Annotated in this window: 15 protein-coding genes and 1 tRNA gene; 8 read left to right on the forward strand and 8 right to left on the reverse strand. The window is 42.4% G+C overall.

Going from position 1 to position 13,715, the window contains the following annotated elements:
• Positions 1 to 2 precede the first annotated feature (2 nt).
• Genes AN214_RS03145 through AN214_RS03155 form a run of 3 tightly spaced genes read right to left on the reverse strand, consistent with a single transcriptional unit; the run spans position 3 to position 1,952 of the window.
• Positions 3 to 701: a response regulator gene (locus AN214_RS03145; RefSeq protein WP_054978388.1), complete on the reverse strand. Its 699-nt coding sequence runs from the start codon at positions 699 to 701 to the stop codon at positions 3 to 5.
• Positions 701 to 1,126 carry a DUF3019 domain-containing protein gene (locus AN214_RS03150; RefSeq protein ID WP_054978389.1) on the reverse strand — a complete coding sequence of 142 codons (426 nt, stop codon included), beginning with the start codon at positions 1,124 to 1,126 and terminating at the stop codon, positions 701 to 703. Before AN214_RS03150 ends, AN214_RS03145 begins: the two co-directional genes overlap by 1 nt.
• On the reverse strand, positions 1,116 to 1,952 hold the full coding sequence (locus AN214_RS03155) for a MipA/OmpV family protein (RefSeq protein ID WP_054978390.1): 837 nt from the start codon (positions 1,950 to 1,952) through the stop codon (positions 1,116 to 1,118). The genes AN214_RS03150 and AN214_RS03155 overlap by 11 nt, the downstream gene beginning before the upstream one ends.
• A 198-nt stretch (positions 1,953 to 2,150) precedes the next feature.
• Here AN214_RS03155 and AN214_RS03160 point away from each other — a divergent pair, with 198 nt between their 5' ends.
• Positions 2,151 to 3,302 (forward strand): serine hydrolase, encoded by a 1,152-nt coding sequence (locus AN214_RS03160; protein ID WP_054978391.1) that lies wholly within the window; start codon positions 2,151 to 2,153, stop codon positions 3,300 to 3,302.
• 36 nt (positions 3,303 to 3,338) lie between these two features.
• Here AN214_RS03160 and yhbY read toward each other — a convergent pair whose 3' ends face one another.
• Complete coding sequence (gene yhbY / locus AN214_RS03165) at positions 3,339 to 3,635, reverse strand: ribosome assembly RNA-binding protein YhbY (RefSeq protein WP_010560485.1); 297 nt, start codon at positions 3,633 to 3,635, stop codon at positions 3,339 to 3,341.
• 86 nt (positions 3,636 to 3,721) lie between these two features.
• On the opposite strand from yhbY, the gene rlmE reads away from it, so the two are divergent.
• The 7 genes from rlmE to AN214_RS03200 all read left to right on the forward strand — a co-directional run bounded on the left by rlmE (position 3,722) and on the right by AN214_RS03200 (position 9,896).
• Positions 3,722 to 4,351, forward strand: coding sequence for a 23S rRNA (uridine(2552)-2'-O)-methyltransferase RlmE (gene rlmE / locus AN214_RS03170; RefSeq protein ID WP_010560484.1), 630 nt, complete (start codon positions 3,722 to 3,724; stop codon positions 4,349 to 4,351).
• Positions 4,352 to 4,418: 67 nt separating this feature from the next.
• A complete protein-coding gene (gene ftsH, locus AN214_RS03175) occupies positions 4,419 to 6,377 on the forward strand; it encodes an ATP-dependent zinc metalloprotease FtsH (protein WP_010560483.1) in 1,959 nt (652 codons plus the stop codon).
• A 50-nt stretch (positions 6,378 to 6,427) separates the two neighbouring features.
• The gene (gene folP / locus AN214_RS03180; protein WP_054978392.1) at positions 6,428 to 7,276 is read left to right on the forward strand and encodes a dihydropteroate synthase; all 849 of its coding nucleotides are present in this window, start codon (positions 6,428 to 6,430) and stop codon (positions 7,274 to 7,276) included.
• Positions 7,266 to 8,624, forward strand: coding sequence for a phosphoglucosamine mutase (glmM, locus tag AN214_RS03185; RefSeq protein WP_054978393.1), 1,359 nt, complete (start codon positions 7,266 to 7,268; stop codon positions 8,622 to 8,624). The genes folP and glmM overlap by 11 nt, the downstream gene beginning before the upstream one ends.
• Before the next feature lie 62 nt (positions 8,625 to 8,686).
• Positions 8,687 to 9,436, forward strand: a complete 750-nt coding sequence (gene tpiA / locus AN214_RS03190; protein ID WP_054978394.1) for a triose-phosphate isomerase — start codon at positions 8,687 to 8,689, stop codon at positions 9,434 to 9,436.
• A 2-nt stretch (positions 9,437 to 9,438) separates the two neighbouring features.
• Entirely contained in the window at positions 9,439 to 9,795 is a 357-nt protein-coding gene (secG, locus tag AN214_RS03195) for a preprotein translocase subunit SecG (protein ID WP_054978395.1), read from the forward strand.
• A 14-nt stretch (positions 9,796 to 9,809) separates the two neighbouring features.
• A tRNA-Leu gene (locus AN214_RS03200) sits at positions 9,810 to 9,896 on the forward strand.
• Between the two features lie 138 nt (positions 9,897 to 10,034).
• On the opposite strand, the gene AN214_RS03205 is transcribed toward AN214_RS03200, so the two are convergent.
• The 4 genes from AN214_RS03205 to AN214_RS03220 all read right to left on the reverse strand — a co-directional run bounded on the left by AN214_RS03205 (position 10,035) and on the right by AN214_RS03220 (position 13,696).
• Positions 10,035 to 10,529, reverse strand: a complete 495-nt coding sequence (locus AN214_RS03205) for a hypothetical protein (protein ID WP_152960697.1) — start codon at positions 10,527 to 10,529, stop codon at positions 10,035 to 10,037.
• Between the two features lie 394 nt (positions 10,530 to 10,923).
• Positions 10,924 to 12,117, reverse strand: a complete 1,194-nt coding sequence (locus AN214_RS03210) for a multidrug effflux MFS transporter (protein WP_054978397.1) — start codon at positions 12,115 to 12,117, stop codon at positions 10,924 to 10,926.
• Positions 12,118 to 12,128: 11 nt separating this feature from the next.
• A complete protein-coding gene (gene grxB / locus AN214_RS03215) occupies positions 12,129 to 12,800 on the reverse strand; it encodes a glutaredoxin 2 (protein ID WP_054978398.1) in 672 nt (223 codons plus the stop codon).
• A gap of 29 nt (positions 12,801 to 12,829) precedes the next feature.
• Positions 12,830 to 13,696 (reverse strand): MBL fold metallo-hydrolase, encoded by an 867-nt coding sequence (locus tag AN214_RS03220; RefSeq protein ID WP_054978399.1) that lies wholly within the window; start codon positions 13,694 to 13,696, stop codon positions 12,830 to 12,832.
• Positions 13,697 to 13,715: the final 19 nt, after the last annotated feature.

The raw sequence follows: 13,715 nt of genomic DNA on the forward strand, positions 1-13,715 counted from the left end.
AACTACCAAGCTTGGCTTACGAACAAATAACCTTTGCCCCAAATGGTTTTTATTTTATTTGGGCTTTGAGGGTCGTCGCCAATTTTCTTACGAAGCGCAGAAATAAGCACATCAACGCTGCGGTCTAAGCCGTCGTATTCTCTGCCTTTGGTCGCTAAAAACACGCTATCGCGGTCGAGAATTTGATCTGCATTTGATGCCAAGTAAAACAACAAGGAATATTCGGCATTTGAAAGGGCGAGTTTAGTACCATCTAAAAATACGTCGCGTGACAAGGTATCGATTTGTAAGCTTCCAATGCTGATCTCATCAGAATTGGCATCCGAGCCCCCTTGTTTTTCACGCATTACTGCATTGATACGCGCAAGTAATACACGTGGACGCACAGGTTTTATGACATAATCACTTGCGCCTACTTCTAAGCCAAGTACTTCATCAATTTCATCGCCTTTTGCTGTCATCATAATAATTGGCTGATGATAGAAAATACGTAAATCGCGACACACACTCATGCCATCTTTACCTGGCAGCATTAAGTCTAGTAATACTAAATCGGGGTTATGTTTTTTTACTGCCTGCACAGCTTCGTCACCACGATGACACAAAACAACGTCAAAGCCTTGTTCAACTAAGTACTCACTTACCCATTGTGCAAGCGATGTGTCATCTTCAACTAATAGTATTTTTTTTGCTATATCCATTAAAACAGTCTCCACCGACGTTTCTTTCGCTTATTGGTGTATACCCAATTTACTTTCATTTCTACGGGCTCGCTTATTTGCCCTGAGCTAATTTCAACTAATTCGTATTGCACTGCTTCTGGCGAGTTAAATTCACTGTCTAATTCACCAAAGGTACTGCTATACCAGCAGCGAATCAGTTTTTTATCATTTACTGTGCGAATACAATAATCGCCTCTAACCGGCGCATGCCACTGGAACTTTAATTTGGTGTAACAGTGTTTTCCTTGACGCAATGCCACACATTTCTCAGGGAAAATGGCCAGTTCAGGGTGCGATAATGGCAAATTGACGTTCTTTTCAGCGTCGGCAAAACACATGCTCGCGAAGAAAAATAACGCAATAAGTTTGAGCTTAATAAGGACAAATTTAAGGTTAAAATACATAGCGTATGCCAACCTTAGCTTTGTGTCGTAAGCTGTTAGAGATTAATGGGCTGTTGCTAATTTCCTTGGAATACCAAGAGGATAACCAGCCACCAAGAAACACCCAATCTTCGTTAATTGGGTATTCAGCGTGAATTTCAAAGGTTAGGCTGTAAGCTGCACTTGGGTTGTACTGTGGTCTAAATCCGGCGATTGTTTCGTTGGCATCGACGCCAAAGTAATAACCAGTAAAATCCGATGAATAAATATTTAGGCCAGAGCCAACACGAAATTCCCAATTGCGATAATCTTGAATAGTACTAATAAAACCACTTGCCCAAAGGCTTTTGTGTGCACCTGAAATGTCGTGGAGAATTTCTAACGATAACTGGTGGGTTTTTTCTTTACGGGTAAGGCGAAGACCTGCGTTGAAATCATCTTCACGTTCTGTCACTCCGCGTAGTTCAGATACTAAATCGTCGTCGTAAAAGGTGCCAGTTTCGTCAAAGCCTTCATGGGCGTTAATCGCGAATAAATCGAGACTCCAGTCATACTTATCAACGAGGTTGTAACCAATCGTCAAGCCACCTGTAAGCTGTGAGTTATCAACATCAAAATAAAATTTGTCGTAGTTGATGGCAACATTGATGTTTAATTCAAAACCATCTTGATAGTCCACACCTTGTAAATAGTGTTTATCGACATAGTAGCCAGCACCAAAACTCCAATCCCACGTGAACCCGTCACTTGCCTCGAGAGTGTTGTCTGCATAAAGCCGATTACTAGCAAGGCAGGGCGTCGCAAGCAAGGTGCTCAAAATAAGAAGTGAAATTGTAATTTTGTTCATTGTAATAATTATAGTTGTACTGATCTGTGGCTAAATGCTGTTTAATAAAATACGTATTATATGTATAAATGTGTAGTTCACATGTAAAAAAATGTAGTTGTTCAGCTTGGACAAACAAAATATTTAAAAGTTTTGCCTGCATCCTTGTTATTGGCTTGTTAAACTATGTGCGTATTTATTCCGAGAATAGCGATATATATGCGGTTTTTGTTTTTCTCAACATTTTTGAGTTTTAGTTGTTTTTCAGTTGCGGATAGTCTTGATAACGCAAACGAACAGGTTGATTTTGACCTTTTTGTTAAAGGTTACAAGAACACCATGGTATCTAAATTAAGAAAAAAAGGTATCCCAGGTGCGGCACTGTCAGTTGTAAAAGTAGATGCGGGGGAGTTTGCCTATGGCTATGGTAAAACCAAACGCATTAGTGGTAAACCTATTACCACCAGTACACGCTTTCGTTTAGCGTCGGTATCAAAAACATTTGCGGGGTCTTTGGCTGCAAAGCTCGCCAGTGAAGGGCAGTTAAAGCTTGACGATACGGTGACTAAATATCTGCCGGATTTTCATTTCCACAGTCGTGATAAAAAACTGCGGGTGTCGCATTTATTAAGTCATAGCAGTGGCCTTGTACCCAATGCGTACGACAATCTTATTGAATCACGCATGCCTTATGACAAAATTAAAAACAAGCTTGCAGAAGTAGAACCGATTTGTTCACCGGGGCGTTGTTATGGTTATCAAAATGTGATGTTTAGCCTGATTGGTGATGTGATCGAAAAATCCACGCAGATGGATTACAGCACCTGGGTAAATGAATTCTTGTTTAAACCGTTAAACATGAAAAATGCGAGCCTTGGTATACAAGCCATGATGCAAGATGACAATTATGCTCATCCACACGTGCGGGCTCGCAAGCGTTGGTACACCACAAAAATTAAACCAAATTACTATAAGGTTGGTCCTGCAGCGGGCGTTAATGCCAGTGCAGATGATATGGTGCAGTGGCTCAAAGCACAGCTTGGCCAATACCCAAGTGTGTTATCAAAAGAATCACTGGCGCTGCAAAGTACACCACAAATTAAAACCAAAAAAGAGTTAAGGCGTCGAGTTTGGCGTAAAAACCTAAATCAAGCTCATTACGGATTGGGCTGGCGCATTTACGACTACAAAGGCGAGAAAATTTATTATCACAGTGGTTGGGTGCAAGGGTACCGTGCTGATGTGTTGGTTATTCCAAGATTAGAGTTAGGCTTTAGTTTGATGATAAATGCCGAAGCCGGTATTTTGAACGAGCTGACTACGGATTTTCTTGATTTAACGTTAAAGCAGTACAATAAAAAACGCGCTTAAAGCGCGTTTTTTTTACAGGTTAAAATATGTTTTACATTAACCTTTTGGCAGTTGGATTTTCTTATCTTCGCTTTGTTTATAAAGCACAATAATATGACCAATTGTTTGTAGCTTGATAGCACCCGTTTCGCGCACAATGGCTTCAAAAATAAGCGCTTTAGTTTCACGGTCACTAGTTGGTACTTTCACTTTAATCAGTTCGTGAATGCCAAGTGCGTTTTCAATTTCGAGTAACACACCTTCAGTTAAACCATTTGCACCTAAAAGAACAACAGGATTTAACGCGTGTGCTTCGCCTTTTAAAAACTGCTTTTGTTTGTTTGATAACTTCATATTTAGTAAATTTCGCAGAAATAATCTTGAATTAAGGGTATTCTACCGCCATATATCCAATATTACTAATTCTAGAGTAGAATTTAATGGCTAATAAAAAGCATTCGGCAAGTTCAAAACGCTGGTTAAAGGAGCATTTTGATGATGTATATGCCAATGAAGCCCGTAAACTCGGGTATCGCTCGCGGGCTTACTTCAAAATTGAAGAGCTCGACAAAAAAGATAAATTAATTCGCCCAGGACTTACCGTGGTGGACTTAGGTGCAGCACCAGGTGGTTGGTCGCAGTATGCGGCGGATAAGGTTGGTGATAACGGCACAGTAATATCTTGTGACATTTTACCAATGGATCCCCTGCCTGGCGTTGAATTTTTACAAGGTGACTTTCGTGAAGAAGCGGTACTGGATGCACTGTTATCACGAATTGATGGTAAGAACGTTGATCTTGTCATGTCGGATATGGCGCCTAATATGAGCGGAAATAACGTGACAGATCAGGCTGGTAGCATGTACTTAGTCGAACTTGCATTTGATATGTGCCATCAAGTACTTAAACCAAACGGCAATTTTGCTGTCAAAGTGTTCCAAGGAGAGGGATTTGATCAATTTGTTAAAGACTTACGTAATAGTTTTAAGACCGTTAAAATTCGCAAACCAGATTCGTCGCGTGCGCGCTCTCGCGAAGTTTATATAGTAGCGACAGGTTACAAACTGTAGTACAGTATTCATAGTTAAATATTTTTTTCAATGTTAGATAAGACAAGAGGTTAATGCCTTGAGTGATATGGCTAAAAATTTAATTCTCTGGTTGGTAATCGCCGTAGTTTTAATGTCGGTATTCCAGAGTTTCAATCCAGGCGAAGGCGCTAACCGCCAGCTCGCATATTCGCAGTTTGTAAAGGATGCCCGTGCACAGCAAGTGCGCGAAGCGAAGTTTGATCGCACAGCTGGCATCGTATATGGCACAAAATTAAATGGTGAGCAGTTTAAAACTGTTATCCCAATGCACGATCAGTACATTGTTGACGAGCTGATTAAAAGCGGTGCAATTGTTGAAGGTGTAGAACCGGAAGAACAGTCATTACTGGCAACTATCTTCATTTCTTGGTTCCCAATGTTACTGCTTATTGGTGTTTGGATATTCTTCATGCGTCAAATGCAAGGCGGTGGCGGCAAAGGTGCCATGTCATTCGGTAAGAGCAAGGCGCGCCTAATGAGCGAAGACCAAGTTAAAACGACGTTTGCCGATGTAGCTGGTTGTGATGAAGCAAAAGAAGACGTTACTGAGCTAGTAGATTTCTTACGTGACCCATCAAAATTCCAAAAGTTGGGTGGTAGCATTCCGAAGGGCGTACTGATGGTAGGTCCTCCAGGTACAGGTAAAACATTACTTGCAAAAGCGGTTGCAGGTGAAGCAAAAGTACCATTCTTTACAATTTCAGGTTCTGACTTCGTTGAAATGTTCGTTGGTGTTGGTGCATCGCGTGTGCGTGACATGTTTGAACAAGCTAAGAAAGCTGCGCCTTGTATCATCTTCATCGATGAAATCGATGCGGTAGGTCGCCAGCGTGGTGCAGGTCTTGGCGGTGGTCACGATGAGCGCGAGCAAACACTTAACCAAATGCTTGTTGAAATGGATGGCTTTGAAGGTAATGAAGGTATTATCGTAATTGCTGCAACTAACCGTCCAGATGTATTAGACCCAGCGCTATTGCGTCCAGGTCGTTTTGACCGCCAAGTAGTTGTTGGTTTACCTGATATCCGCGGTCGTGAACAAATTCTTAAAGTACACATGCGCAAAGTGCCTCTGGCAGACAACGTTGAGCCAGCACTAATTGCACGTGGTACACCTGGTTTCTCAGGTGCTGATCTTGCTAACCTTGTTAATGAAGCTGCTCTTTTTGCTGCGCGTGGTAATAAGCGTGTAGTTAGCATGGCCGAGTTTGATGCTGCAAAAGATAAAATCATGATGGGCGCAGAGCGCAAGTCAATGGTTATGAGCGAGCAAGAAAAAGAAATGACGGCATACCACGAAGCTGGTCACGCTATTGTTGGGCGTTTAGTGCCTGAACATGATCCTGTTTACAAGGTATCAATTATCCCGCGTGGTCGTGCACTTGGTGTAACTATGTATTTACCAGAGCAAGACCGTGTAAGTCATTCTAAGCAACATTTAGAGTCGATGATTTCAAGCCTTTACGGTGGTCGTATTGCTGAAGAACTCATCTATGGTGCAGACAAAGTGACTACCGGCGCAAGCAACGATATTGAACGTGCAACTGATATTGCACACAAAATGGTTACGCAATGGGGTTTAAGTGAAAAACTAGGTCCGCTTCTTTATTCAGAAGATCAAGGCGAAGTTTTCATGGGTCGTAGTCAAACGCAGAACAAGAGCATGTCTGGTGAAACGGCTAAGCTGATTGATGCAGAAGTACGTGACTTCTCAGATCGCAACTATCAGCGCGCTGAAGATATTCTAAAAGAAAATATGGATATCCTTCACGCAATGAAAGACGCGTTAATGAAGTATGAAACGATTGATGCTGCGCAAATTGATGACCTAATGGCGCGTCGCGAAGTGCGCCCGCCACGTGATGCACATGATCGTAAAGACGATGACAAGCCAAGTGCAGGCGCAACAGCCACTGGCGACAAAGAACCTCAAGCAGAAAAACAGGTTGATACAGAGAAAAAACCTGAAAATAAACTTGATGACACCGACCAACCATCGGTAAACTAACAACCCTAAAAACCCCGAGCAATTCGGGGTTTTTTTAAATCTACATTTCTATGTCTACTATCAATTTACCAAACGGCAAGGTACTTGACCTAAGCCAAACCCATATAATGGGAATACTTAACCTTACTCCAGACTCTTTTTCTGATGGAGGCAGTTATCAACAGGTCGACAGCGCTGTCATTTCCGCTGTGGCAATGCTTGAAAATGGCGCGACCATTATTGATATTGGTGGTGAATCAACGCGTCCCGGGGCACCTGATGTTGCATTAGAAGAAGAGCTTGCGCGCGTTATTCCAGTTATAGAGGCGATCCGCAAAAAGTCAGATTGCCTTATTTCCATCGATACCAGCAAAGCAGAGGTAATGCGTCAGGCGGTGAATGCGGGCGCTGATATTATTAATGATGTTCGTGCACTGCAAGAACCCAATGCTTTGGCGACAGCGGCAGAGTTGGGGGTACCGGTGTGCTTAATGCATATGCAAGGGCAACCGCGCACCATGCAATCAAATCCTCATTACGATGATGTGATAACTGATATTAAACAGTTTTTTGTTGAGCGTATAGGCGCTTGCGAAACCGCAGGCATATCGTGCGATAAAATCATTCTCGATCCTGGTTTTGGTTTTGGTAAAACCCTTGCACATAACTACCATATTTTAAAATACATAGACGAGTTTAAAATGATGGGGTGTGAAGTACTTGCGGGCTTATCGCGCAAGTCGATGATTGGTAATTTATTAGGGCGCGATGTAGATCAGCGTTTAGCTGGCTCAGTTGCGGGCGCGCTTATCGCCGCGCAAAAGGGCGCTAAGATTATTCGAGTACACGATGTTACAGAAACCGCCGATGCACTTAATGTATGGCAGGCCTGTGAACAAGGAATTACAAATGAGCAATAGAAAATATTTCGGCACCGATGGTGTACGTGGTGAGGTAGGGCAGTTCCCAATTACCCCAGAATTTGCATTAAAGCTAGGTTGGGCAGCAGGTAAAGTGCTGTCTAAAGCGGGCACTAAAAAAGTGATTATTGGTAAAGATACACGTATTTCGGGCTACCTTCTTGAAACATCGCTGGAAGCGGGTTTAGTAGCAGCTGGCATTGATGTTATTTTATTAGGGCCAATGCCAACGCCCGCAATTGCGTATTTAACGCAAACGTTCCGCGGTGAAGCAGGCATTGTAATTAGTGCTTCTCACAACCCTTATCAAGATAACGGTATTAAATTTTTCTCATCGCAAGGTACTAAGTTAGATGATGCGTTAGAGCTTGAAATCGAAGCCATGATGGATGAAGAAATGACGTGCGTTTCTTCAGAATCGCTCGGTAAAGCAAAGCGCCTTGATACTGCCGCTGGACGTTATATCGAATACTGTAAAAGCCAATTCCCAAGTACCTTATCGCTTGAAGGTTTACGTATTGTGGTTGATTGTGCCAATGGTGCAACGTATCACATTGCACCAGATGTAATGCGTGAACTTGGTGCTGAAGTAATTAAAGTGGCGTGTGAGCCAAATGGTTTAAATATCAACGCAAAATGCGGTGCAACCCATGTTGATACCATGATCCAAAAAGTGCTTGAAGTAAAAGCTGACGTAGGTATTGCCTACGATGGTGATGGTGATCGTGTGATGATGGTTGACCATAAAGGCCGTGTATTTGATGGTGATGACATTGTTTATATCATTGCTAAATACGCGTTCGAGAAGGGTGAACTTGGCGGCGGTGTTGTTGGTACTGTAATGTCTAACATGGGCCTTGAAAATGTGCTTAAGTCACTCGGCGTTGAATTTGAACGCTCGAAAGTGGGCGACCGCTATGTGCTAGAGCTATTAAAGCAAAAAGGCTGGAAAATTGGTGGTGAAAGCTCGGGCCACATTTTAAATCTAGACCGCATCTCAACGGGCGACGGCATTATATCTAGCTTACAAGTGCTTGCAGCCATGGTCGAGAGTAATCAAACACTTGAAGATTTAGGGCAAGGCTTCACAAAGTATCCAATGAATATGATTAATGTGCGCTATGCAAAAGGTACTGAACCGCTTGCAAGCAGCGATGTTAAATCTGTGATTGCTGAAGTTGAACAGCAACTGGGTGACAAAGGCCGTGTACTTATTCGTAAATCAGGCACAGAGCCTGTGATCCGCGTTATGGTTGAAGCAGAAAAAGAAAAGCAAGTCTTCGATTTCTCGAAGAAAATTGCTGATGTTGTTGAATCTATAAGCAAACAACTCGAAAACGCACAATAACTTCTTGTAACTTTTTGCGAGTCAGGATAACATCCTGCTCGCTTTCTAAATTGGAGTAAGCAATGGCACAACGCAAACCTATGGTTGCAGGCAACTGGAAAATGAATGGCTCACTTGAGCTTGTATCTGAACTTGCCGAAGTAATCACGAAAATTGATACCTCTGACGTTGATATTTTAGTTTTCCCGCCATTCCCTTTAATTAAATCAGCACTTGATGCAGGTTTGAAAGCAGGCGCTCAAACAGTGTCAGAAAATAATGCCGGTGCATTTACTGGCGAAGTTGATGCCAAACTGATTCACGCACTAGGTGCAAATTACACTTTAGTTGGTCACTCAGAAAGACGTGCTATTTACGGTGAAAGTAACGAAACAGTTGCTGCTAAATTTGCCAAAGCACAAGAAAATAATCTAACACCAATCCTATGTGTTGGTGAAAGTGAACAAGAGCGTGAACAAGAATTAACCGAACAAGTTGTTTGGCAGCAAATTGATGCGATTATTAGCAAATTAGGTGTAGATGCACTTGCTAATAGTGTGATAGCATACGAGCCCGTTTGGGCAATAGGCACAGGTAAAACTGCATCGCCTGAACAAGCACAAGCTGTGCACAAATTTATCCGTAGCAAGCTGGCTGAACTTAACAGCGAGTTAGCTGCAAAAATACAACTGCTTTACGGCGGTAGTGTTAACGAGAACAATAGCGAACAATTATTTGCGCAACCAGATATTGATGGTGGGCTAATAGGCGGAGCAAGCCTTAAAGCTAATAGCTTTGCAACCATCTGTAATAGCGCAAAAGGAAATGGCTAACAATGTACGAAATTTTATTAGTAGTTTATCTTATCGTCGCACTTGCTTTAATTGGGTTTGTATTAATCCAGCAAGGTAAAGGTGCTGATATGGGGTCATCATTTGGTGCTGGTGCGTCTGGAACCGTTTTTGGTTCAAGTGGTGCTGGTAACTTTATGACAAAAACAACAACCACTTTAGCAACAGTGTTTTTTATTTTAAGCATCGTGCTAGGTAACTTAACAGCAGGTCAAATTAAACAAACTGACGAATGGTCAGATTTATCATCAGAAGCTCCTGCTGCATCTACAGTTGTTGCTGAACCAAAAGATAAAGACGTTCCTGCTTCACAAGACAAAAGCAACGACGTTCCAAACTAATAAATAACATCTTTGCGGATGTGCTGGAATTGGTAGACAGGCAGCGTTGAGGTCGCTGTGTGAGCAATCACGTGAGGGTTCAAGTCCCTCCATCCGCACCATGATTTAAGCCCGTAACTCAATGAGTTACGGGTTTTTTCGTTTCAACTGGATCGCTATTGGATCCACACATAAACAACTTTGAAGCTTTAGAAGCCATTTCCGGCATCTCTTCATCCATCCATTTTGCGTAATGTTTCTCAAACGTGAGAATTGATGTATGCCCCATCTGTTTCATTATCCAATCTTCCTGAATATTTTTTAGGATAATCACCGTCTAGGATTCTAATTAAAGACCCTTCTAATGATATCCTTTTAAACGGATACGGTGCAGCAAGTGAAAGGCTAGTGAGCATGTGGTATTTATGCTCTCTCGTTGATGATTCAGTCTTAACAATATTATTTATTGTATCCATGACTTTATTTTTTTCTAGAGTAGAATCTTTTGCAATTTCACTGACAGCCCTAGAAACAATATTTTCGTGATTAAAACCATCACAATGGCTTGGAAAGTTAACCATATTTACAAGAGCAGTCATAGCATATTGATAATCAAATGCTGAGTACGAAACCTTTTTATCTTCACTTACGGTTTTAATACTATTTATCTTATCTAAAATAACATCAGGATTTAGATTTTTGTTTTTCTTCCACTTTACACGCATAACTACCTTGTAAGAAAGAGAATTATTCAAACACGATTTCAATTTAACATATTGAAAAATATATTAAATCAAAGGTAAGAAAAAATACAATTTATGTTTGCGAATAACCGCTATTCGCTCTTTTGAGGCATTGGCCTAAACACGTTTTGGGTCAAAAACGTGTTTGATCGTACTTCCGCATTCGGGCATATGGTGTCGGTCTCCCGACTCGTATTTGGACAGAAATGTGTCAGTGAACTTACTAAATTAGTATTCAAAGGATTAAGTCAGGTATTGCAAAGCCTCTTATTAAGTAGCTAAGGTCTTTGACATCTATGGCTAGTTAAAAAGCAATAACCACCACTTTTGTGGTGGTTATGTGAATAAGACAGTCTAGTGCCTACTTAGGCCCTGTTCGTCAAATTCAAAGCGACTAATTTAGGTGCTAACTTAACTTTGTGTTAGTTCTATGTACTATTCGGTTGTCTACCGTGACTAATAGAACTGACGTTAATGACAACAACATGACGATGGCTAGTGTAGACATACTACTGAGTCCTAAAAGTCCCGATATGGCGACAAGCAATGCACCTCCAATCATTCTGAAAAAACCGTCAATTGACGTCGCTAATCCAGCACAATATTTAAAAGGCTCTAGAACCAAAGACGTTGCAGAACCAGATAGAAGGCTGAAGCCAGCGGCTCCCAACGCCGATAAAGTAAAGAACTGATAAGTAGCGTCCGAACCAATTAGCAATAGCCCGATGCCTCCGATGACAATAACAATGACACCAAATCGTACAGTATTCCTACGACCAAACGACTTCATCAATCTAGGCGCAATAAGGCTAGCAAGTATTTGAACTCCTCCGATCATGCCGAACATAAGTGAGAACTGTACTTGAGAAAATCCACCCTCACTGATCGCAACAATTGGAGCCACCGAAATGTAAGTCAACAGCGCACCGAAGCTGAGCATGTTAGTCAATGAATAAACGAAAAAAGTACGATTGCTTAAAATATCGCGAACGTTACATTTAAGCGCCTGCGTGTCCTTTACATCAACCGTGGTCTTAACACTCTTCTTAGAGTGAAGTGCTACAGCAGACATAACAAACAGCAAGAGAGCTAAACCAGCCATGAGGTAGAAGCCACCTGTCCACCCCCACAAGAGAGCTACCCCGCTGCCAATGAGCGGCGCAATGGTTGGTACTGTACTAGTTACACCACCCATGTAGCTTAACCACTTACCCGCAACGTCACCTTCGTAGTTGTCTCGAACCCAAGCCATGGCGGTGATCATAGTGAATGATGCGCCTACGCCTTGTACAGCTCGTCCTGCGTATAGCATCTCTAGAGAGGAAGACGCTACAACCAACAAGCTACCTGCTGCATACATGAACAGCCCAAGCATGGCAGAGAACTTACGCCCCTTGCGATCAGATACTGGGCCCGCAACTAGTTGACTCACACCCAGAGCCAGAACGTAAATCGAAATAGTCTGTCTTATTTCGCTATCAGAGACAGCGAAAGCCTCGATCATCTGTGGAAAAGAAGGCAAGTAGACATCAATAGCCAGTGGCCCCAAAGGTATGAGTGAAAAAATAACCAGCAGTTGAAAAAATTTGTTACCTGCCATCTTGAACTCCTTTACTGACTTATTGGTGGATATAACGACATACCAGAACGTGATACGATTAAACTAACAAAGCTCATCATGCGCCCACTCATTTCCAGTTCAGCGACCATTGTGTAGTTTCGCAATTCAGAGAAGGCAGCAATGTCGTCAATGTTTAATTTGCGCTCACCAGAGACGAGAGCATCTATATCGAGCAAGGAGTCCAGCTCGTTTAAAAGTAGTTTCAGCTCAGGAAGATACTCTTCGGTTCTCTGCAACGCTTGCTCTATGGGCTGGCCCAAGACCTCTTTGCGTGACTCAACAAACATACTTAGAGCATTTGACGTAGACAGCTCTGGCAGGTCAAGTTGTGGCATTCGTGTGTACAAAAGCTGAGACGAAACCGGATACAACCTCTTAAGCAGATTGTTTAATGCTTCCGATACTTCGTAACTGGTGAACATCGGCTCATCTTGTTGATCCAAATAACGAATTATGTCGAGGCTCTCGACCATCACTGTAGACTTATCATCGTGCTGTTGCTGCTCAAGCGCAGGGACCGTTAACCTCTCAAGTTTACCTTCAAGCGATTCTGGCCATTGCCCCAAAGTCATGGGGCAAATTTCGCATTTGAGGTTTTTAAGCCCGATAAAGGCTCTAACGCGGGCGCAAAAAGGGCAGCTATCGAATACATGTAGTTTCATTATGTTGCTCCTATTAACCAACATACTCATTAGTTGCCGTGCCAAATTGAGTAAGACATTCTTTCGATGTGTGCAGGTAGGTTTTCCTCATAGCCTCGCCAATGACTGAACTCCGGTAATTTGACAGTGTTCTTTAGTTCTTCCGTTGTTTTACCTTTTTGCATGCCTTCCCAGACTGCATCAAAAAGCGCTTTGTTGAAGCGGTAGTCCTCTTTGAATGCCTCTGGTGAAGATGCTGGCATATGCCCACTGAGCACGGTGTCAAATTCGAGCTCGTTCAAAACACGTTCAAAGGTATTTAGAATCGCCACGTAGTTGTGCGCGGTAAGGCGGTAAGGTTCATTGACATAACCGGGAAGATGCCAATCTACCCCCATAAGAACGTTATCTGTTGGCATATGAATGATACTCATGCAGTCACCGTCATTTGGGCCGTAATAATGTAAATCGACTTGTTTGTCACCTAACTTGATTGAGTAGCTGTCCTGGTAAGTGGTATCCGGTTGGACGACTCTGTTTTCCAAGTCTCGACTCATCAATTCAGTACACTTTTCCTGAGTAATGAATTCCGCACCTTCATCTTTAAATATCTGACCGCCTCGGGAGTGGTCAAAGTGGTCGTGGGAATAGATCACTTTTTTGACCAGCGCATCTGTGAGCTTGTTGATCTCTTTACGCATCATTTTTGAACGAGCTTCACCAGAAGGGTCAGTAATAATCACGCCTTCGTCTGTAACAACAACCAAACTGTTATAGAAGAACTGGGAGTACTGATATACGCCATCTTTAAGTTCGGTCATCACAGGCTTTGTAGGATCAAAACCATCGGCTGCAGAAACGCCAGAAATCATACCTAGCGTCAGGGTTAAAGTGGTCAGTTTTGAAGTAACAGACATTGTTCTTTCCTTTCGTAAT

The organism is Pseudoalteromonas sp. P1-9 (assembly GCF_001399975.1).
GTDB lineage: Bacteria > Pseudomonadota > Gammaproteobacteria > Enterobacterales > Alteromonadaceae > Pseudoalteromonas.

Bases quoted from the DNA above. Each gene is read 5' to 3' on its own strand.
- AN214_RS03145 (WP_054978388.1), bottom strand. From the start codon at position 701: ATGGATATAGCAAAAAAAATACTATTAGTTGAAGATGACACATCGCTT.
- AN214_RS03150 (WP_054978389.1), bottom strand. From the start codon at position 1,126: ATGTATTTTAACCTTAAATTTGTCCTTATTAAGCTCAAACTTATTGCG.
- AN214_RS03155 (WP_054978390.1), bottom strand. From the start codon at position 1,952: ATGAACAAAATTACAATTTCACTTCTTATTTTGAGCACCTTGCTTGCG.
- AN214_RS03160 (WP_054978391.1), top strand. From the start codon at position 2,151: ATGCGGTTTTTGTTTTTCTCAACATTTTTGAGTTTTAGTTGTTTTTCA.
- yhbY (WP_010560485.1), bottom strand. From the start codon at position 3,635: ATGAAGTTATCAAACAAACAAAAGCAGTTTTTAAAAGGCGAAGCACAC.
- rlmE (WP_010560484.1), top strand. From the start codon at position 3,722: ATGGCTAATAAAAAGCATTCGGCAAGTTCAAAACGCTGGTTAAAGGAG.
- ftsH (WP_010560483.1), top strand. From the start codon at position 4,419: ATGGCTAAAAATTTAATTCTCTGGTTGGTAATCGCCGTAGTTTTAATG.
- folP (WP_054978392.1), top strand. From the start codon at position 6,428: ATGTCTACTATCAATTTACCAAACGGCAAGGTACTTGACCTAAGCCAA.
- glmM (WP_054978393.1), top strand. From the start codon at position 7,266: ATGAGCAATAGAAAATATTTCGGCACCGATGGTGTACGTGGTGAGGTA.
- tpiA (WP_054978394.1), top strand. From the start codon at position 8,687: ATGGCACAACGCAAACCTATGGTTGCAGGCAACTGGAAAATGAATGGC.
- secG (WP_054978395.1), top strand. From the start codon at position 9,439: ATGTACGAAATTTTATTAGTAGTTTATCTTATCGTCGCACTTGCTTTA.
- AN214_RS03210 (WP_054978397.1), bottom strand. From the start codon at position 12,117: ATGGCAGGTAACAAATTTTTTCAACTGCTGGTTATTTTTTCACTCATA.
- grxB (WP_054978398.1), bottom strand. From the start codon at position 12,800: ATGAAACTACATGTATTCGATAGCTGCCCTTTTTGCGCCCGCGTTAGA.
- AN214_RS03220 (WP_054978399.1), bottom strand. From the start codon at position 13,696: ATGTCTGTTACTTCAAAACTGACCACTTTAACCCTGACGCTAGGTATG.